This is a genomic window from Rhodococcus sp. NPDC058532, from assembly GCF_042719255.1.
Classification (GTDB): domain Bacteria; phylum Actinomycetota; class Actinomycetes; order Mycobacteriales; family Mycobacteriaceae; genus Rhodococcus_G.
Genome location: NZ_JBHXNU010000017.1, coordinates 68,528 through 88,041, shown reverse-complemented (window position 1 = coordinate 88,041; position 19,514 = coordinate 68,528). Strand labels below are relative to the sequence as shown.

Here is a 19,514-nt window from a genome sequence, read left to right as displayed (position 1 = left end):
GCCTCGACCCTAGAGCGGATCGACCTCGGCGACACCCGACTCCGTCAACTCCAGCCACCGCGTGATCCCGATGTCCCGCAGGAACGGGACGTCGTGGCTGACGACAACCATCGCCCCCCGGAACTGGCCGAGGGCCTCGGTGAGGTGCGCGAGGCTCGGCAGGTCGAGGTTGTTGGTCGGCTCGTCGAGCAGCAGCAGTCGCGGCGCGGGCTCGGCGAGCAGCAGCGTCGCCAGCGCGGCCCGCAGCCGTTCGCCGCCGGACAGCGCCGCGACCGGGACATCGGCGTCACCACCCCGGAACAGGAACCGGGCCAGCTGACCGCGGATCCGTTCGTCGGTGGCGTGCGGTGCCGCGGTGGCCACATTCTGTGCGAGCGTGCGTGCCTCGTCGAACACGTTCAGCCGCTGCGGGAGTAGTCGCCACGGCACCACGGGCGCCGCGTCGACGATGGCCCGCAGCAGGGTGGTCTTCCCGATCCCGTTGCGACCCACCAGCGCGATCCGCTCGGGCCCGGACACCGTCAGCGACACGGTCGGGCCGCACGCGAGGGCGACGTCGGACAGTTCCACCACCCGTTGCCCGGGGTGCACCACCGTCTCCGGGAGGTCGACCCGGATCTCCCGGTCGCCGCGGATCAACTCCTCCGCATCGCTGAGGTCGCGCTTCGCGTCGTCGAGCCGGTCGAGGTGGTTGCCGCGCAACTTGCCCGCCGACACCTGCGCCTGCCGCTTCCGTTCGTGCGAGATGATCCGCGGGACCCGCTTGTTCGCCTCCATTTTCTTCCCGAACCGCAGCCGCCGGTCCAGCTTCGTCTGCGCCTCCACGAGTTCCCGTGCCTGCCTACGCACATCGGCCTTCGCGTCCCGCACTGCGGCGCGGGCCGCCTGCTGTTCGGCGTCGATGGTCGCCAGGTAGCTGCCGAAATTGCCGCCGAACATGCGCAGCTCGCCGTGACGTACCTCGGCGATGTTCTCCACCCGATCCAGCAGTTCGCGGTCGTGGCTGACCACGATCGCGACGCCGGGGAACTGTTCGACGGCGGTGTACAGGCGTCCCTTCGCATCCCGGTCGAGGTTGTTGGTCGGCTCGTCGAGCAGCAGCACGTCCGGTTCGCCGAGCAGGGCAGCGGCGAGCCCGAGCAGCATCGTCTCACCACCCGAGAGGGTTCGGACGGTGCGATCGAGATCCTCTGCGGCAGCGGCGATGTGCGCGAGTCCGAGTCGATTCAGGGTCGCGAGCGCGCGTTCCTCAACATCCCAGTGCACACCGACGATCGCGAAGTCGGCGTCGGTGCCGTCACCGGATTCGATGCGGTGCAACGCCCGTCGCTGCGCATCGATGCCGAGCAGTGCGTCGACCGGCCGCGTCGGGTCCAGCGTGAGGTCCTGCGCGAGGTAGGCCAACTCGCCCGACATCGTGATCGAACCGCGTTCCGGCGTCAACAGACCCGCGATGAGACGGAGCAGCGTGGACTTTCCGGAGCCGTTGAGGCCGACGAGCCCGGTGCGCCCCGCCCCGAACGCGGCATTCACACCGTCGAACACGGTGTCGCCGTCGGGCCAGGCAAAGGTGAGGTCGGACAGGACAACGGAAGACATGATTCTCCTTCGAAGGGTGGGTGCGGTGCGCACGCGAAAAACGCGGCGCGCGGTCACTACCTCCGAATGAGCAATGAACTTCCGATCGTCGACAACAGGTTCACGACCAGGCTACGTGCGGGACGGACGCCCGGCAACGGAATTTCGCCCGTACCCCGTCACCTCACAGTTGCGGACCCTCGCTGCGCAGGCCGTCCACCTTGCGCATCGCCTCCCGCAGCTCCGCCAGCCACTCGTCGGCATGCTGCCCGGCCAGCCGCACCGTCCAGGCGAGTGCATCGGCACGGGAGCGGGCGACGCCCGCGTCGACGAGGGTGTCGAGAACCCGGCGTTCGGGCTGGCGAAGGCGGGTCATCACCGGCACCGCCAGATGAGTGAACAGTTCGCGGTGGTCGCCAATGCGCACCCCCCACGCCACCTTGCGTCCGTAGCGGGCCTCCGCCTCGTCGGCGATCCGCATCCGGTCACCACGGGTGCTCTCACGGAACCGGGAGACCCGCCCCGCGACGGCCGCCGCGGTGGCCTCGTCGGGTGGCGGGAGTTCGCCGGTGACCACGATCTCCTCGCGATCGACCTCGAGGGTCGGCGGTTCGGTGAACCAGTCGTCGGGGAGTCGTCCTGCGAACCAGTCGGCCACGTCGCTGGTGTCGGGGACCTGGGCCTGTTGCCAGCCGCCGCTGCGACCGAATCGGCGATTCGACGAGTATCCCATTGCTCTCACCTCGCAGTTTGCTGGGATTACTTGATTACAACGCTACGCTCGCGGTTCGCTGCGCGCCACGTCGACGAAGCCGCATAGGGTCGGGTGATGCGGATGAGAGCGATGGTCGCGGTGATCTCGGTGTCGGCACTCACGCTCGGGGCGGTGGCATGCAGCAGCGGGCCGACCGCGACCGAGACGGCGGCGCAGGAGTTCGCCGACGCCCTCACCCGCCGGGACGTGCAGGCGGCGGCAGCGCTGACCTCCGACCCCGTGGCGGCGGCCGCCGCGATCGAGCAGATGTTCGGCGGACTCGATCCGACGGACGCGCAGTTCACCGTCGCGGGCACCGACAGCGACGCGGGAACCTTCACGCTCGAGGCGGACTGGACCTTCGGTGACGACGCGACCACGGACCCGACCGGGACGGCGACCGCGACCCCCACCGCGGCAGCAACGGCAGCGTCGAACACCTGGGACTACACCACCACCGGAGGCGGGCAGGCCGTTGCCGACGGCGGCGCCATCCCGTGGGAACCTGCCCTGCTCGCGCCGGATCTCACCGCGGACACCACCCTCCGCTACACCACCCTCGCGGGTGGATCGCCAACAGTGCTCGCCGCCAACGGAACTCCGCGGATGACCGAGCAGACCGTCACCCTCGTCACGCTGGACCCGGCCACCGTCGGCGATCCCGCGGCAGCAACGGCCGCACTTGCGCCGCTCCTCGCTCCCCTCGCCCCGACGATCACCGAGGCCTCCCTGAGCGCGGACCTTGCTGCGGCGCAAGGCCGCCCGCTCACCGTCATCACGCTCCGCGATGCCGACCTCGCGCCCATCGAGGCGGGGCTTACCGCGATCCCCGGAGTCCGGCTGGTCAAGCAGACCCGGCTGTTGACCGTCGACAAGGCGGTGCAATCCCCGGCCCTGGAGGGGCTGCGAACGATGTGGGAGCAGGGCCAGGCGGACACCGCGGGCTGGGCGGTGCAGCTCGTGCGGTCCGACGGGACGGCGGAACGGCTGGCCGGACGCGACGGCACCGCAGCCCCCGACATCGCCACCACCCTCGACCAGGCCGTGCAGACGGCCGCGCAGGCGGCGATCGCGGACCTACCGCAGCAGGCGGCCATTGTTGCGATCCGGCCGTCCACCGGCGGGATCCTCGCGGTCGCGCAGAACGCGGAGGCCAGCGCGCAGGGACCGATCGCGCTCACCGGGCTGTACCCGCCGGGCTCAACCTTCAAGACCGTCACGACATCGGCTGCGCTGCAACAGGGCTCGGTGACCGCGGACACCGTGTTGCCCTGCCCCGGCAGCGCGAACATCGAGGGTCGCACCATCCCGAACGACGACAACTTCGACCTCGGGTCGGTGCCGCTGCACACCGCGTTCGCCCGTTCCTGCAACACCACGATGGGGCAGCTGGCTGTGGCGATGACCCCGATGGCCTTGCACGACGCCGCGCAGCAGTTCGGGCTCGGCGTCGACTACGTCACCCCGGCCCTGACGACGGTCACCGGCAGCGTGCCGCCCGCCGACACCCCGGCCGAGCGGGTGGAGTCCGCGATCGGGCAGGGCCGGGTGACCGCGTCGCCGTTCGGGATGGCGCTGGTGGCGGCCTCCATCGCGCGGGGGACCACCCCGGCGCCGATGCTCGTCCAGGGGCAGCCCGGGATCGCGGACGCGACCCCCGCCCCCGCGCCGACGGCGGTCACCGACGCGCTGAAGGCCATGATGCGGGAAACCGTCACCGCGGGCACCGCCACCCAACTCGGCGACATCGCGGACGTGCGGGGCAAGACCGGCACCGCCGAGGTCGCGGGCCAGCCGTCGCACGGCTGGTTCGTCGGCATTGACCAGGATGTGGCGTTCGCGGTGTTCATCGCCGGGGCGGACAGTTCCGGGCCGGCGGTCGACGCGGCCGGTCGGTTCCTGCGACCCATCCAGGGCCAGCTGCCGCGGTGAGGCGCACCCGCGGTGTCAGTGGACGCCGCGCATCATTCGGCTGATCCACGGTGACAGCACGACCATGAGCACCCCGACCGCGATCGACCCGAGCCCGATCCACAGGAAGTACGGCGCCTGATTCGTCGTGTCGTAGTGCTTGGCCAGAGTGCCCGCCATCGACGAGCCGAGCGCCAACGACAGGAAGAACAGGGCCACCATCTGGGTGTGGAACGCCCGTGGCGCCAACTTCGTGGACAGGGACAGCCCGACCGGGGACAGGAACAGTTCCGCGAACGTGAACAGCAGCAGGATGAACACCAAGCCCAGCAGAGGCGTGCTGTTTGCGGCGCCCCCGGAGAACGGCAGGAACGCCAGGAACGCCAGCCCCATGATCGCGGTGCCCGCCGCGAACTTCAACGGCGACGAGGGTTGCCGCGGACCGAGTTTCGTCCACATCGCGGCGAACACACCGGAAAAGACGATGATGAACACCGGGTTGATCGACTGCACCCACGACGGCGGGAAGTCCCAGCCGAACAGGTTGCGGTCGAGGAACTTCTCGGCGTAAATCGGGACGACGGTGAACTGCTGCTGAAACAGCGACCAGAACGCGGCGCTGGCGAGAAACATCGGGATGAACGCAACGACCCGGCTGCGTTCGGTGCTGGTGATGGCGCGGCTGGAGAGGATCACCGCGAAGTAGCCGATCGCCGCGACGACGGTCAGCGCAACCACCATGTCGGACAGGTTGCCCGCCGTGATCACCCCGGCCAGCGCGAGGGCGATCACCACGACGACCGCGGCGCCGGCACCGACGGCGTACTTCCACAGCACCGATCCGGGCAGCGGATTCGTCGGGGCCGCACCGATGGTCCCGAGCCGCTTGCGTCCCAGCGTGTACTGGATGAGCCCGAGGGCCATGCCGACCGCGGCCAGCCCGAATCCGACGTGGAATCCCCAGTTGTCCTCCGCCCACCCGGTGAGGAGGGGGCCGAGGAACCCGCCGATGTTGATGCCCATGTAATACAGCGAGAACCCGGCGTCGCGGCGCTCGTCGCCCTCCTCGTACAGATCCCCGACGAGGGAGGTGGCGTTCGCCTTGAGCCCGCCGCTGCCGACCGCGATCAGCACCAGGCCGACGCCGACCCCCGCCAGCCCGGGGATGAGCGCCAGCGCGATGTGCCCGAGCATCACCAGCACCGCGCTATAGAACAGCGTCCGCTCCGCGCCGAGCACCCGGTCCGCGATCCAGGCGCCGAGGATCGTCGACAGGTAGACGGTTCCGCCGTACGCACCGACGATCGAGACCGCCGATGCCTCCGAGATGCCGAGTCCCCCGTCGGCGGTGGAGTAGTACAGGTAGTAGAGCAGGATGCCCTGCATCCCGTAGAAGGAGAACCGTTCCCACAGTTCCACCGAGAACAGGTTGGCCAGCGCGAACGGCTGGCCGAAGAACCCGCGGTCGGACCGCGGGTCGCGGGGCGGCGACACGAGTTCGCTCATGAGAGAAACTCTGGCACGTGGGTCGGTGGTCCGCGCGCCGACGACGCCAACTTGTTAGCGGCGCGCGATTCGCGGCGCGACCAGTGCGTACAGTGCGCGCCAGCCGAGCAGGAAGATCGCCAGCGAGGTCGCCGCGACCAGGATGAAGGAGAACGCGGTGCCCTGCCCGGACACCACCCGCAGCAGCATGCCGCCGACGAGGGTGCACACCCAGATCACGATTCCGGCGGGAACTACGGAGACCGGGACCGACTTGGTCCGGTACAGCGCCTCGTTCGCGATCCAACCGAGCGCGAGGCCGCCGAGGAACGGCCACGCCGTCGTCAGCAACCCGGCCAGCGCGTTCGCCTCGTCGTGGCTGCGCCTGCCGATCGCGCAGAACACGATCACCAGGACGATGTCGACGAGCAGGACCGGCAGCACCTTCTTCACGGCATCCAGGGTAGGCGGGCCCGAGCCCGCGCAATCCGTTAACCGATTTGGCCGACGCGGGGCGTCGCGACGGCCGATACTTCGACGACAACACGATCATGGGGAGGCAACGGGCGATGACGCAGTGGAACGACGAGTGTGACGTGCTGGTGGTCGGATCCGGTGCCGGCGGCGTGACCGGCGCCTACACCGCCGCGCGGGAGGGCCTCGACACCCTCCTGATCGAGGCAACCGAGTACTTCGGCGGTACCACCGCGTACTCGGGTGGCGGCGGAATGTGGTTCCCGTGCAACGCCGTCCTGCGGCGGGCCGGCGACGACGACACGATCGACGACGCCCTCACCTACTTCCACGCCGTCGTCGGCGACACCAGCCCCACCGACCTGCAGGAGACGTACGTCCGATCCGGTGCCCCGCTGATCGACTACCTCGAGACCGACGAGCATCTCGTCTTTCAGGTGCTGCCGTGGCCCGACTACTTCGGCAAGGCCCCGAAGGCCCGCGCGGGTGGGCGGCACATCGTCCCCAAGCCGGTGCGGGCGGTGAAGCTCGGCGACCTTGCCGACGCGGTCCGCGGCCCGCTCGGTCGGGACTGGGCCGACGAGCCGGCCGGGGACTACCTCGTCGGCGGGCGGGCGCTCGTCGGTCGCTTCCTCTGGGCGATGCAGGACATGCCGAACGCCCGCCTGCACCGCGGCACCGCGCTCGAGGACCTCGTCGTCGAGGACGGCGCGGTGGTCGGCGCGATCGTCGCCCACGACGGGGAACGGCGCGCGATCCGGGCCCGCCGCGGTGTCCTGCTCGCGGCGGGCGGCTTCGAGCAGAACCAGGAACTGCGCGACAGGTACGGCGTCCCCGGCGAGGCCCGCGACACGATGGGCCCGTGGGGCAATCTCGGCAAGGCGCACCGGGCAGGCATCGCCGCGGGCGCCGACACCCGACTGATGGACCAGGCGTGGTGGTCACCGGGCCTGACCCACCCCAACGGCCGGTCCGCGTTCGCGCTCTGGTTCACCGGCGGCATCTTCGTCGACGCGTCCGGCAGGCGCTTCGTCAACGAGTCCGCGCCGTACGACCGGCTCGGCAGGGACATCATCGACAGCGCTGTGCCGCTGCCGTTCTGGATGATCTACGACGACCGCGAGGGCGCCGTGCCGCCGGTGAAGGCCGCGAACGTCCCGGTCTCCGCGACCGAGGACTACGTCGCCGCGGGCCTGTGGAAGACCGCGGACACCCTCGAGGACCTCGCCGACCTGATCGGTGTTCCCGCCGACGCCCTGACCGGGACGGTGCGGCGGTTCAACGAGTTCGCCGCGACCGGTGTGGACGCGGACTTCGGCCGCGGCGACGAACCGTACGACCGATCGTTCTCCGGCGGGCAGTCACCGTTGGTGCCGATCGAGAAGGGGCCCTTCCACGCCGCCGCGTTCGGGATCTCGGACCTCGGCACGAAGGGCGGGCTGGTCACCGACACCGCCGCGCGGGTGCTCGACGCGTCGGGCACGGTCATCGCAGGCCTGTATGCGGCGGGCAACACGATGGCCCCGGCGAGCGGCACCGTCTACCCGGGCGGCGGCAACCCGATCGGCGCGAGCATGGTGTTCAGTCATCTGGCCGTGCGGGACATGATCGGGCGCGACTGAGACGTGGACGCGCCCGGCGCAGCTCGGAGGGGGGATACGAGCAGCGCCGGGCGCGAGTGCGTGGGGCGATCAGGCCTGAAGGCCCGCCTCGATCTCCAGGGTGATGGTGATCTTGTCGCCGACGACGGCGCCGCCGCCCTCGAGCGGCATGTCGATGGTGATGCCGAAGTCCTTGCGGTTGAGTACGGTGCTGGCCTCGAAGCCGGCGACCGGGCCGTTGCCCATGCCCGGGTTCACGCCACCGAACTCCAGCTTCAGTTCCACCTGGTTGGTGACGCCGCGCAGGGTGAAGTCGCCGACCAGGACGTAGTCGTCGCCGTCCGCGCGGACCGCGGTGGAGGTGAAGGTCGCGGTCGGGAACTGCTCGGCGTCGAAGAAGTCGGCGGACTTGATGTGGCCGTCGCGCTGGTCGTTCTTGGTGTCGATCGAGGCGACCTGGATCTCGGCCGTGACGGCGGGGGTGCCGTCCTCGGCGACGGTGATCGCGCCGGTGAAGTCGTTGAACGTGCCGCGGACCTTGCTGACCATCAGGTGCCGGACGCTGAATCCGACGGTCGAGTGGGCCGGGTCGATGGCCCAGGTGCCTGCGGTGAGGGTCGGCAGGGCGATGGCGGTGGTCATGGGAGCTCCTAGGCGAGTAGTTGAATGTTCAAGCACTGGCAGGGTCAACGGTGCCATCGGGCGAATGCTTCCCGCAACCTGATGTGAGGTCCGTCACACTCGGTGTCGTGAGGTGCCGGGTGAAGGGCACCCTCGCCCGGTCTGACCGGTCGGAGGTGCCCTTCACCCTGGGGTGGGTTGGCTCAGGCGCGGGCGACCGCGGCCAGGACGGCGCGCAGGCTCGACGCCGTCACCGAGTGGGCCAGGCCGACGCCCCACGTGGCCCGGTCGCCGACCCGGCAGTGGGCGAACGTCACCGCCTCCGCGTCGCGTCCGGAGCCCACCGACTGCTGCGTCAGTGTCAGGATCTCGACCTCGGTGCCGTGCTCGGCGAGGATTCGGGTCATCGCGTCGACCGGGCCGGACGCGGTGGCGTCGCCGACGACGTCCCGGCCGTCGATCGTCGCGCGGATGCGCAGCGCGTCGCCGCCCTCGATATGCTCCACCGCCCACCAGTGCAGATCCCCGCTCCGGGAGTAGTTGTCCCGCAACAGTTGCCAGAGTTGCGCGGCGGTCATCTCGGTACCGCTGCCGTCGGTGGCGTGCTGCACCCGCCGCGCGAAGTCAATCTGCAGTCCGCGAGGCAGGTCGACGCCGTAGTGTTCCTGCAGCAGGTGCGCGACACCACCCTTGCCGGACTGGCTGTTGACCCGGATCACCGCCTGGTAGTCGCGACCCACGTCGTGTGGGTCGATCGGCAGGTACGGCACATCCCACGGGGCCGCGTCCGGGTCGACGCCGGCAGTCGCCGCCGCCGCGCGGTGGTGTGCGACCCCCTTTCGGATCGCGTCCTGGTGCGTCCCGGAGAAGGCGGTGTACACCAGGTCGCCGCCGTAGGGGTGTCGAGGATGAACGCCGATTCCAGTGCAGTACTCCACTGTTCGTCGGACCGCGTCGATGTCGGAGAGGTCGATCATCGGGTTGACGCCCTGCGCGTGCAGGTTCAGGGCGAGCGTGACCAGATCGACGTTCCCGGTGCGCTCACCGTTCCCGAACAGGCAGCCCTCCACCCGTTGCGCTCCCGCGAGCACCGCGAGTTCGGCGCAGGCGACGCCGGTGCCGCGGTCGTTGTGGGGGTGCACCGACAGGATCACCGACTCCCGACGGGCGAGATGGCGATGCATGTACTCGATCTGGTCGGCGAATACATTCGGTGTCGAGATCTCCACGGTCGCAGGGAGGTTGTGGATCACCGGCCGATCCGGGCAGGCGTCCCACAGCTCGGTCAGGCTGTCGCAGACCTGCAGCACAAAGTCCGGCTCGGTCAGGTTGAACACCTCCGGAGAGAACTCGAACCGCACGCCGGGTCGCGCGTCGGCGCCGCGGGCAACCTCGCTGGCCGCGGCGACGATCAGCCGGTGCAGTGATCCTCGGTCGTGGCCGAGGACGACCTCGCGCCAGGTCGGTGCCGTTGCGGTGTACATGTGCAGCACCATGTTCGGTAGTCCGCGCACCGATTCGTAGGTGCGGGCGATGAGGTCGGTACGGGCGGCGGTGAACACCACGATCGTGACGTCGTCGGGAACGAGATCCTGCTCGGCGAGTGCCTGGTTGCCGTCCCGCAGGTCGACCGGAACCCACAGCGGCGCTGCGGTGAGTTGCCCTGCGGGCCAGTTCCGTTCGGGGAGGGTGACGGTCACGCGGTCGGTGTGCGGACGGTAGCGATGCGACGGCATCGCGGAGAGGGTCTGGCGATTCCAGTTCATGGCGGTGCTCCGGGGTCGGATCGGGCGACCGGCACGATCGAACCCCGCGGCGGGGAGCCGGTCCGGTCAGACCCCGCCGCGGCGGACGAGGAGCAGTCCACGAACGGCCACGGGCGGTACGCTAGACGCACAGAGCTTGTCTGACAACCCGAGGAGTCGTTCGTGACCGCGCCGCTGCGCCGTAACCTGCTCGCCGACCAGGCCGCCGCCCAACTATTGCGCCGGATCTCCGACCAGGAATGGGAGGTCGGCGCGAAACTGCCAGGGGAAACCACGCTCGCCGCCGAACTCGGAGTCGGGCGCTCCACCATCCGCGAGGCCCTCCGGATGCTCTCCGGGCAGGGGTTGCTCCGGGCCAGGCAGGGCGCGGGCGTGTACGTCGAACGCACCACACCCCTGGTCACCTGGGAGGCGGTGCTGCGGGGCCGGGCCATCGCCGAGGTGGTCGAGGTCCGCAATGCGCTCGAGGTCGAGGCCGCCCGCCTCGCGGCGACCCGCGCCACCCCCGACGACGTGGCCGCGCTGCGCGGGACGCTCGCCCGCCGTGCCGAGGCATTCCCGCTCGGCGACCGCGCCTTCGTTGAGGCCGACATCGAGGTCCATCGTGCCGTCGTCACCGCCGCCCACAACACGGTGCTGACCGAACTGTTCGAGACCTTCGTTCCCCGACTGACCGAGGCGATGGTCGACATGGTCACACTGCTCGGGACCCGCGCCAACGACCCCGGACCGGACGCGGACGATCACCGCGCGATCGTCGACGCCATCGTGGCCGGCGACCCCGAGGCCGCGGTCGCGTCCGCCCGCGCACACCTCGACGCCATGCTTACCGCCGTCCACAACCCAGGGTGAAGGGCACCTTTTGCCCCGTCAGACCAGGTGCATGTGCCCTTCACCCGGGTTGGGCTGGCGGGCCGTCGTCGGGGGAGGAGCGTCGGCGCTCGCGCTGTTCGCGGCGTTCGAGTTCGACGTCGAACTCCAGGTCCTCGTGCTGGTGGCCGCGGAACAGGAACGCGAACACGATCCAGCCGACGATCGCGACCAGGATGAAGCTAACGCCGCGGTAGACGAAGGCCGCCGCGACCGCCTCCGATGCGCTGATCCGCGCCGCGGTCGTCAGGGTCGCGATCAGGGTGGCGTCCACGAACACCAGGCCGCCCGGCGCCAGCGGGATCGTCGCCACCGCCTTGCCCGCCGCGAACGCGATCAGCACCCCGGACAGTGTCGGGTCCGCCCCGATCGCCAGGCAGGCGAGACCGAGGCAGGCGACGTCGGCGACCCGGTGCACCGCCGACCAGCCAGCGGTGATCGCCCCGTCCCGCTTGCCGAGCCGCACCGACTCGAGCTGGGTAAGGGTCTCCCGGACGGTGCGCAGACCGGTGCTCGCCGGCTTCGATCGCAGCCGGTTGACCCGCACCAGCACCCAGGTCGCCGCCTTCTCGATCGCGCCGGGATGCGCGGACGCGTAGCGGATCGCGACGACCAGCGCGACCAGGCCGACAACGGACAGCACCAGCGTCACCGGGCTGACGGAGCCGCCGACGAGCAGCGCACCGCCGAGCCCGATCAGCGCGAGGCCGATGCCGGCGATCACCCCGGAAATCGCCAGCTGCCACGACGCGACGACGGGGTTCGCGCCCCAGCGGCGGGTCTCGCGGTAGGTGAAGGCGGTGGAGAACACCTGCCCGGCGGGCAGCGTGACCGCCATCGCCGTCGCCGCGTACACGACCGAGACCGACGTGCGTTGGTCGACGTCGACCCCGCCCGCGTGCAGCAGCTGTTTCTGCACCCGGCCGTAGCCGCTGAGCGAGATGGCCTGCGCGACGACGCACGCCGCGAGCCAACCCCAGTGGATCTCCGTCAGCGCAAGCCAGGAGTCGTGCAGCCGGGGCCACAGGTAGACGCCCTCACCGACGAGGAGGGCCACGACCGCGACTCCCGCCACCCACTTCACCCACCAGAAGCGTCCGCGGGCACGCGCGGTTGGAGGCGCCTCCCTGATGCGGGGGACACCCCCACTCGGGTCGGGCTGCGGCGTTACCACCCAGTCAGGGTAGCCAATCGGTGCCGGATCGCCGCGGATCGCCGAACCTGCGGTTATGGGTACTGCACCGGCGACGCGAGGTGGGTGACGCGATTGCGGCCCCGTAACTGCACCTGATCGCCGAGCTCCCACTCGGACTGTTCCTCCTCGTCGGCGAAGTACAGGGCACTCGTCGACGCCAGTACCCGGCTGGGATGGATCTTCGCCAGCTCGGTCAGCCGCGACGCCTCGTTGACCGGATCGCCGATCACCGTGTACTCGAACCGCTCCGACGCGCCGATGTTGCCAGCGACCGCCAGTCCGGCGGACACCCCGATGCCGATGTCGAGTCCGGTGATGCCGGACAGGGCGAACCGGAGCTCCCGCGCGGCGGCGAGGGCAGCGGTCGGCGCGTCGGGCCGGTCCAGCGGAGCCCCGAAGATCGCCAGCGCCGCGTCGCCCATGAACTTGTTGACGAAGCCGTTGTGCTGGTCGACGACGTCGACGACGACGCGGAAGAACTCGTTGAGCAGGCTGACGACCTCGCCAGGTGGGCGTTCCGCCGCGGCCCCGGTGGAGCCGACCATGTCCACGAACAGCACCGCGACGAACCGGGTCTCGCCGCCGAGTTCGGTGCCGAATTGCAGGGCCCGCCGGGCCACGTCCTCGCCGACATGCTGACCGAACAGCTCCCGCAGCACCCGGCGTTCCGCCGATTCCTGCATCATCCGGTTGAACCCGACCTGCAGCCTGCCGATTTCCGAGCCGTCGAACACCTCGACCTGCACGCCGGTCGCGCCGCGCTGCACCCGTTCGATCGCGCGCCGCAGCTGCCGGATCGGATCGGACACCTGGCTCGCGGTCAGCATCGACAGGACGAACGCCGTCGTAATCGTCATGCCCGACAGCAGCAGCACCGCGATCGCCAGCGAGTTCGTCGAGAACTGCAGATTGGTGCTCAGCTGTGTCGCGCACAGCAGGATGATCCCGATGACCGGCATCAGCGTGCCCAGTCCCCAGGTCATCGCCATCCGGGTGCCGACACCGGGCGCGAGGGTGCGGTCGAAGCGGCCCTCGGACAGCGCGCGCGCCGCGACCGGTCGCAGGATCCGTTCGCCGAGCATGTAGGTGAACCCGAACGTGGTGGTCGCGGCCATGCACACGGTGACGATCACCGCGACCGCGAGCTCCGGCATCTCCGCGACGGTGAGGATCACGAACAGGACGCCGCCGATGATCCACAGGATCAGGTGCACGATCGCCTGGCGCAGCGGAGCGTGCAGCGCAGCCATCTGCTCGGTGCGGGTCGGTGGCCCGCCGCGCAGTTGCCAGCGGATCACCGATCGCAGCATCATTGCCGCGGCGCCGAGGCTGACCACGCCGGCCAGCGCCAGGTAGATCCCGAAAATGACGACATTGCGGACCCGGTCGTCGAGAATCTCCTGCGATTCGCTGATCGGCAGCCCGTACCGGATGAAGGCCAGCACCAGAACCGCGCCGATGAAGTTGGCCAGAATCATTGACCCCATGTAGAGCGGCCAACGACTGCGCATGGTCAGCGCGACCGCTCGATAGGAAGATGCCAGCACAGCGACCAATTTAGCGGTGATGCCCGCACCGCAGCAGAGTCGGAGGGCCCACCGCGTCGCGTCGCGCGGCTCGTCCCGCGAATCGGGGCGGTGCGCCGTAGGCTCGCCGAGGTGACCTCGAACGACCCGGAGCGGGCCGTCCCGGTGCCCCCGCTGCTGCGCGCCGCCACCGAGTGGACGTGGCGGCTGCTGGTGCTGTTCGCCGGGGTCCTCGCGCTCGCCTGGATCGTCGCGAAACTCGACACCGTCGTCATCCCGGTCGCGTTGGCGCTGCTCGCGGCCGCGCTACTGCATCCCGTGGTCGACTGGATGCACGGCAAGGGAGTGCCGCGCGGGGCGGCGGTCGTTGTGGTGCTGGTCGCCGCGATCGGCATCGTCGCGGGCATCATGACCTTCGTCGTCGAGCAGTTCGTGGTCGGGCTACCCGAGCTGACCGACCAGTTCACCGCGTCCGTTCATCAGATTCAGGACTGGCTCACCGTCGGCCCCTTCCACTTCTCCGAGGACCAGATCCGCCGCGCAGGCGACTCGATCGTCGAGACGATCCAGGACAACCGGGAGGCCGTCACCAGCGGCGCCGTCGCGACCGGCCGGGTGATCGGCGAACTGTTTACCGGTGCCGCGCTGACGCTGTTTACGCTCGTCTTCTTCCTCTACGGCGGCGCCCAGATCTGGGAGTTCGTCACCCGGCTCGTGCCGACGGGGTCACGGGCGCGGGTCCGGCTCGCCGGGAGCCAGGGATTCGGTTCGCTCGTCGGGTACGTTCGCGCGACCGTTGTCGTTGCGGCGGCCGACGCCATCGGGATCGGCGCCGGACTCGCGATCCTCGGTGTCCCGCTGGCGCTGCCGCTCGCGTCACTGGTGTTCATCGGCGCGTTCATCCCGATCGTCGGTGCCTTCGTCACCGGCTTCGTCGCGGTGCTCGTCGCCCTCGTCACCAAGGGGCTGGTGACGGCCCTGATCACGCTCGGCATCATCATCGGCATCATGCAGCTTGAGGGCCACGTGCTGCAGCCGCTGCTGCTCGGTCGGGCGGTGCGGCTGCATCCGGTGGCGGTGGTGCTGGCCATCACCACCGGCATCGTGCTGGCGGGCATTGTCGGGGGCCTGCTCGCCGTCCCGATCGTTGCCGTTCTCAACACCGCGATCCGGTCCCTGCTGGCGCGGGACCCGATCGAGGTTCCCGGTGAGGTGGATGTCGACGATCCGGCGCTGCCGCTGTTCCCGGCCAGCCCGGACCCGCAGCCGTGAGCCGACCGACGGGGCAGAGCCGACCGACGGCTCCACCCGGGCGCGCAGCGGAGCGGAGCCGACCGACGGCTCCACCCGGGCGCGCAGCGGAGCGGAGCCGACCGACGGCTCCACTGTGGCGGGCGGCGCAGGTGTTCCGGCTGGCGACGCTGGCATACGCGGTCGGCTATCAGCTGACCGCGGTCGCCGAGTACACCCGCCCGACCCTCAGCTGGGTGCTGGTCGCGTCGATGGCTGTCTGGTCGGGGGTGGCGGCGGTCGCGCTGTCGCGGGACACGGGCGCGCGGCGCGGCTGGGTGATCGCGGATCTCGTGGTGGTGCTCGCGGTGATGGGGGCGACGCGGCTGGTGGCGGACCCGGGCTGGTACTCCACCCATCAGACCCTTCCGACGACGCTGTGGGCGACGAATGCGGTGATCTCGGCGGCGATCCTGCGTGGCCCGGTGGTCGGGGTGGTCGCGGGGTTGCTCGTTGCGGTGACGGATGCGGTGGTCAGCGGACGATTCGACCTGGATCTGGCGCGGGACGCGACGGCCCCGGTGCTGGTGTCGGTGGGGCTGGCGGTCGGGATGGCGGCGAACACGGCGCGGCGGGCGCAGGCGCAACTGGAGCGGGCCGCCCATCTTGCCGCGGCGACCGAGGAACGGGAGCGGCTCGGTCGGGAGGTGCACGACGGGGTGCTGCAGGTGCTCGCGTATGTGCGCCGCCGGGGAAGTGAAATCGGTGGTCCGGCAGCGGAATTAGCGACCCTGGCCGGTGAGCAGGAGGTGGCGTTGCGGGAGCTGATCTCGGAGCAGGCGGCACCGTCCCTCGCGGGCGATACCGCAGAGGTGGACCTGCGCGCGCTGCTGCGCGTCGAATCCAGCACCGCCGTGTCGGTGTCGGCGCCCGCCGAGCCGGTGGTGATGCCGCGTCGGCGGGCGGAGGAGGTGGCGGCGGTGGTGCGGACCGCACTGTCGAATGTGGAGCTGCACGCCGGCGCGAGCGCGAAAGCGTATGTCCTGCTGGAAGATCTGGGTGTCGAGGTGATCGTGTCGGTGCGGGACGACGGTGTCGGGATCGCGCCGGGGAGACTCGAGGTGGCGGCGTCGGAGGGCCGGATGGGGGTGTCCCGGTCGATCCGGGGCCGGGTGGCTGCGCTTGGCGGGACCGCCACGCTGGACACCGCGGAGGGGGAGGGCGTCGAATGGGAGATCCGGGTGAGCAAGGAGGGGCTGGCGTGACGGAGTCGGTGACGGTGATGGTGGTCGACGATCACCCGATCTGGCGGGACGGGGTCGCGCGGGACCTGGCCGAGCATGGGTTCGAGGTGGTCGCCACCGCGGACGGGGTGGACGCCGCGCGCACCCGCGCCGGGGCGGTCCGGCCCGCGGTTGTGCTGATGGACATGCAGTTGCCTGACGGCAACGGGGCCGAGGCGACGGCGGCGGTGCTGACGGTCTCGCCCGCGTCGCGGGTGCTGGTGCTCTCCGCGTCGGCGGAGCGGGCGGACGTGCTCGATGCGGTCAAGGCCGGTGCCGTCGGCTACCTGGTCAAGAGCGCGTCCGTTGCCGAATTGGTCGCGGCCGTCGAGGCAACCGCGGCCGGGCAGGCCGTGTTCACGCCGGGGCTGGCTGGCCTGGTGTTGGGGGAGTATCGACGCATGGCGAGCGCGCACGCCGCCGGACCCGATTCCGGCGTCCCCCGGCTGACCGACCGGGAGACCGAGGTCCTGCGGCTGGTGGCGAAGGGGTTGAGCGCCAAGCAGATCGCCACCCGGCTCTCGTTGAGTCACCGGACGGTGGAGAACCACGTTCAGGCCACCCTCCGGAAACTGCAGCTGGCGAACCGGGTCGAATTGACCAGGTATGCCATCGAGCGGGGACTGGACTGAGCGCACCGCCGGGTGCATCAGGAAAACCCCCGGCCGGGCCGGGGGGAACTACTCATGCGCATGGCGTGCCGACGCGACGATGCTCGGATCATGGTCAATGACGGTGGTTCCCAGATCGATCCGCAGTTGATGGGTCGGTTGCCCGGCGAGCTTGCCACGCTCGGGCAGCGGATGCACGAGGTCGCAGCGGACCTGGCCCGGTTCAGGGCGCAGGTGGATGCGTGGGGCGCGGCGGGGCAGGTGCCTCCGGCCGCACCAGCGCAACCGGTGTACCCGCATCCGCCGGGGTACCCGCATGCGTGGCACTCGGCGCCGCCACTGCCAGCAGTGCCGGCAGCGCAACCCGCGCCCGCGCGGGAACCCTGGTGGCAGCGTGACGGACTGGTGAGTCGGGTGCTGGCGGTCGCGGGCGGCGCGGTCACCGTGATCGGTGTCGTGATGCTGCTGGTGCTCGCCGCGCATGCCGGGTATTTCGGGCCGGCCGCGCGGGTGGTGGCGGGTGGGGTGTTCTCCGCGGCGTTGATCGCGGCGGGTCTGCGGATGTCCGGTCGCCGCGGCGGCCGGGTCGGCGCGGTCGCGGCGGTCGGCACCGGCATCGCGGGCGGATTCCTGGACGTCGTCGCCGCGACGTCGTACTACGGGTGGCTGCCGCCCGCGATGGGCCTCGCGGTGGCGGCGGTGATCGCCTGCGGCGGCATGGTCATTGCGACGCGGTGGGATTCGCAGCCGATGGCGGCGCTCGTCGTGCTGGCGGTGGCGGTCCTTGCGCCGGTCCTCGCGGACGGTGTGACGCCGACACTGCTCGCCTTCCTGCTGCTGGTGCAGATCGCCGGTTTCGTTCCGCAACTCGGCAGGGACTGGCCGTATCTGCATGCGGCGCGCACCCTTCCGGTGGTATTCGCCCTCCTCGCCGCGTTCGCCGCCGCTGCCGTCGGCTCCGATCCGATCGGCCAGCACGGCGGGGTTGCCGCGTCGACGCTCGTTGCGCTTGCCGTGGCGGTCGCCGTTGTCGGTGTCGGCACGGCACTGTCGATGGTCCGCCGCCGCGCCGGTGACGGGACCGCGACCGCGATGCTGGCGACGTCGACGGTTCCGCTGTTGTTGTCCGGTGGGGTGCTGGCACGCTGGCCCGAGGTGGCTGTGCAGTGCTCCCTCGCCGCCGCACTGCTCGCCCTCCTCGTTGCCGCGCCCCGACTGCCCGGCCACACCCGCGCAGCCATTGCTGCGGTGGCGGCGGCGGCGACGCTGCAGGCGAGTGTCGGTGCAACGCCGGACGATGCGTTGCCGGTGACGCTGTTGGTGTTGGCGCTCGGCCTGGTCACGATCGCCGGTCGTGCCGGATCCCGGATCGCGTTCGCCGCGGCGGCGGGGTTCGGGATCCTCGGCGCGGCGCAGTTCCACGCCGAGCTGCCGCTCACCGCGCTGGTGAGCGCGGACGGCGTGACCAGCTCGTTCCCGGTGCTCGTCGCGGGAGTGTTGCTGTCGGTGGTCGCGGTCCTGCTGACGGTCACCGCCCGATCTCTCGGCCTGCTCGGCGGTGACCGGGTGGACGCCGCGTGGATCGGGTGCGGTGTGGTGATCGTGTACGCGGGCACGGCCGTCGTGGCGACCGGCGCGGTCGCGATCCTCGGCACCGACCCGGGCTTCGTTGCGGGCCAGTGCGCCGCGACGGTGGCCTGGATGGTGCTGGCGTCGGCCCTGCTGCGTTGGGGCCTGACCCGTCCGGATCGCGCCCACCTGGCGCTCGGTTCCGGGCTCGCCCTCGCCGGTGCGGCGCTGACCAAGCTGTTCCTCTTCGACCTCGCGACCCTCGACGGGGTGTTCCGGGTGCTCGCGTTCATCGGTGTCGGACTGCTGCTGTTGGCGGCGGGCGCCCGGTACGCACGCGCGTTCGCGACCGGACCTCGGCCCGGGTCCTGACGGGCACCGGGGGCGGTGCATATCCTGTCCGGTATGGAGGCCAGGGATCTGCGGGTGTCGGATGCGGAACGCGAGTACGTGGGGCAACTGCTCCAGCGGGCGGTGGGGCAGGGGATGCTGTCCCTCGGCGAGTTCAGCGAGCGGATGGACACCGCGCTCGCCGCCCGCACCCGCGGGGAGCTGAACGCGGTGCTCTACGACCTGCCGGGCATCCGCGCGGTGGGGGAGGAACCCGCGGCCGCGCCCACCGCCCCGGCCGCGCCCGCCTACGCCGCCGCCGCGCCGCAGGTCATCCCGCCGCAGAACGTGATCCGCGCGAAGATGTCGAGCGTCACCAGGAAGGGCGTCTGGCATGTGCCCCCGACGCTGAGGGTCGAGAACTGGCTGTCCGACGTCACCCTTGATTTCACGTCGGCGGTGATGCAGTCGCAGGTGGTGGACGTGACCGTCGACGGCTTCTGCGGGTCGATCAACCTGATCGTTCCGGTCGAGGCGACCGTCGACCTCAACGGCGTCGACACGGTCGGCGGCAGCGCAACCAACAAGGTGCGCAGCGGCCCGCAGTTCGGGCCGCTGCACCTCGTTGTCCGCGGTCGGGTCCGGTTTGGGTCGGTCACCGCGAAGAACCCGTTCGGCACCGGCCTCAAGCGCCTGCTCGGCTGAGCGCG

16 protein-coding genes are annotated in these 19,514 nt (G+C 70.7%); 8 read left to right on the top strand and 8 right to left on the bottom strand.

Annotation, left to right across the window (positions count from 1 at the left end):
- Positions 1-9: 9 nt before the first annotated feature.
- Together ACFWQG_RS18845 and ACFWQG_RS18840 are read right to left on the bottom strand one after the other, a co-directional pair.
- On the bottom strand, positions 10-1,599 hold the full coding sequence (locus tag ACFWQG_RS18845; RefSeq protein ID WP_378509163.1) for an ABC-F family ATP-binding cassette domain-containing protein: 1,590 nt from the start codon (positions 1,597-1,599) through the stop codon (positions 10-12).
- Positions 1,600-1,762: 163 nt separating this feature from the next.
- Entirely contained in the window at positions 1,763-2,311 is a 549-nt protein-coding gene (locus ACFWQG_RS18840) for a hypothetical protein (protein WP_378509162.1), read from the bottom strand.
- Between the two features lie 102 nt (positions 2,312-2,413).
- Here ACFWQG_RS18840 and ACFWQG_RS18835 point away from each other — a divergent pair, with 102 nt between their 5' ends.
- Positions 2,414-4,264 carry a penicillin-binding transpeptidase domain-containing protein gene (locus tag ACFWQG_RS18835; RefSeq protein WP_378509186.1) on the top strand — a complete coding sequence of 617 codons (1,851 nt, stop codon included), beginning with the start codon at positions 2,414-2,416 and terminating at the stop codon, positions 4,262-4,264.
- A 15-nt stretch (positions 4,265-4,279) separates the two neighbouring features.
- Here the strand turns inward: ACFWQG_RS18835 and ACFWQG_RS18830 are convergent, their stop codons facing one another.
- Together ACFWQG_RS18830 and ACFWQG_RS18825 are read right to left on the bottom strand one after the other, a co-directional pair.
- Positions 4,280-5,749, bottom strand: a complete 1,470-nt coding sequence (locus tag ACFWQG_RS18830) for a peptide MFS transporter (RefSeq protein ID WP_378509161.1) — start codon at positions 5,747-5,749, stop codon at positions 4,280-4,282.
- A gap of 54 nt (positions 5,750-5,803) precedes the next feature.
- Positions 5,804-6,181 carry a DUF3054 domain-containing protein gene (locus ACFWQG_RS18825; protein ID WP_378509160.1) on the bottom strand — a complete coding sequence of 126 codons (378 nt, stop codon included), beginning with the start codon at positions 6,179-6,181 and terminating at the stop codon, positions 5,804-5,806.
- Between the two features lie 116 nt (positions 6,182-6,297).
- Between ACFWQG_RS18825 and ACFWQG_RS18820 the strand changes: the two genes are divergently transcribed.
- Positions 6,298-7,824, top strand: coding sequence for an FAD-binding protein (locus ACFWQG_RS18820; protein ID WP_378509159.1), 1,527 nt, complete (start codon positions 6,298-6,300; stop codon positions 7,822-7,824).
- Positions 7,825-7,893: 69 nt separating this feature from the next.
- Here the strand turns inward: ACFWQG_RS18820 and ACFWQG_RS18815 are convergent, their stop codons facing one another.
- Together ACFWQG_RS18815 and ACFWQG_RS18810 are read right to left on the bottom strand one after the other, a co-directional pair.
- Positions 7,894-8,445: a YceI family protein gene (locus ACFWQG_RS18815; protein WP_378509158.1), complete on the bottom strand. Its 552-nt coding sequence runs from the start codon at positions 8,443-8,445 to the stop codon at positions 7,894-7,896.
- Positions 8,446-8,627: 182 nt separating this feature from the next.
- Positions 8,628-10,190, bottom strand: coding sequence for a 2-isopropylmalate synthase (locus tag ACFWQG_RS18810; RefSeq protein WP_378509157.1), 1,563 nt, complete (start codon positions 10,188-10,190; stop codon positions 8,628-8,630).
- 162 nt (positions 10,191-10,352) lie between these two features.
- Between ACFWQG_RS18810 and ACFWQG_RS18805 the strand changes: the two genes are divergently transcribed.
- The gene (locus ACFWQG_RS18805) at positions 10,353-11,042 is read left to right on the top strand and encodes a FadR/GntR family transcriptional regulator (protein ID WP_378509156.1); all 690 of its coding nucleotides are present in this window, start codon (positions 10,353-10,355) and stop codon (positions 11,040-11,042) included.
- A gap of 40 nt (positions 11,043-11,082) precedes the next feature.
- On the opposite strand, the gene ACFWQG_RS18800 is transcribed toward ACFWQG_RS18805, so the two are convergent.
- Positions 11,083-12,234 carry a YbhN family protein gene (locus ACFWQG_RS18800; RefSeq protein ID WP_378509155.1) on the bottom strand — a complete coding sequence of 384 codons (1,152 nt, stop codon included), beginning with the start codon at positions 12,232-12,234 and terminating at the stop codon, positions 11,083-11,085.
- A 53-nt stretch (positions 12,235-12,287) separates the two neighbouring features.
- Positions 12,288-13,742 (bottom strand): adenylate/guanylate cyclase domain-containing protein, encoded by a 1,455-nt coding sequence (locus tag ACFWQG_RS18795; RefSeq protein WP_378509185.1) that lies wholly within the window; start codon positions 13,740-13,742, stop codon positions 12,288-12,290.
- Between the two features lie 171 nt (positions 13,743-13,913).
- On the opposite strand from ACFWQG_RS18795, the gene ACFWQG_RS18790 reads away from it, so the two are divergent.
- The 5 genes from ACFWQG_RS18790 to ACFWQG_RS18770 all read left to right on the top strand — a co-directional run bounded on the left by ACFWQG_RS18790 (position 13,914) and on the right by ACFWQG_RS18770 (position 19,509).
- Positions 13,914-15,053, top strand: a complete 1,140-nt coding sequence (locus ACFWQG_RS18790; RefSeq protein WP_378509154.1) for an AI-2E family transporter — start codon at positions 13,914-13,916, stop codon at positions 15,051-15,053.
- The gene (gene macS / locus ACFWQG_RS18785; protein WP_378509153.1) at positions 15,050-16,276 is read left to right on the top strand and encodes a MacS family sensor histidine kinase; all 1,227 of its coding nucleotides are present in this window, start codon (positions 15,050-15,052) and stop codon (positions 16,274-16,276) included. Before ACFWQG_RS18790 ends, macS begins: the two co-directional genes overlap by 4 nt.
- Complete coding sequence (locus ACFWQG_RS18780) at positions 16,240-16,926, top strand: response regulator (protein ID WP_378509152.1); 687 nt, start codon at positions 16,240-16,242, stop codon at positions 16,924-16,926. The genes macS and ACFWQG_RS18780 overlap by 37 nt, the downstream gene beginning before the upstream one ends.
- Positions 16,927-17,016: 90 nt before the next feature.
- Complete coding sequence (locus ACFWQG_RS18775) at positions 17,017-18,846, top strand: DUF2339 domain-containing protein (RefSeq protein WP_378509151.1); 1,830 nt, start codon at positions 17,017-17,019, stop codon at positions 18,844-18,846.
- Between the two features lie 33 nt (positions 18,847-18,879).
- The gene (locus tag ACFWQG_RS18770; protein WP_378509150.1) at positions 18,880-19,509 is read left to right on the top strand and encodes a DUF1707 domain-containing protein; all 630 of its coding nucleotides are present in this window, start codon (positions 18,880-18,882) and stop codon (positions 19,507-19,509) included.
- Positions 19,510-19,514: the final 5 nt, after the last annotated feature.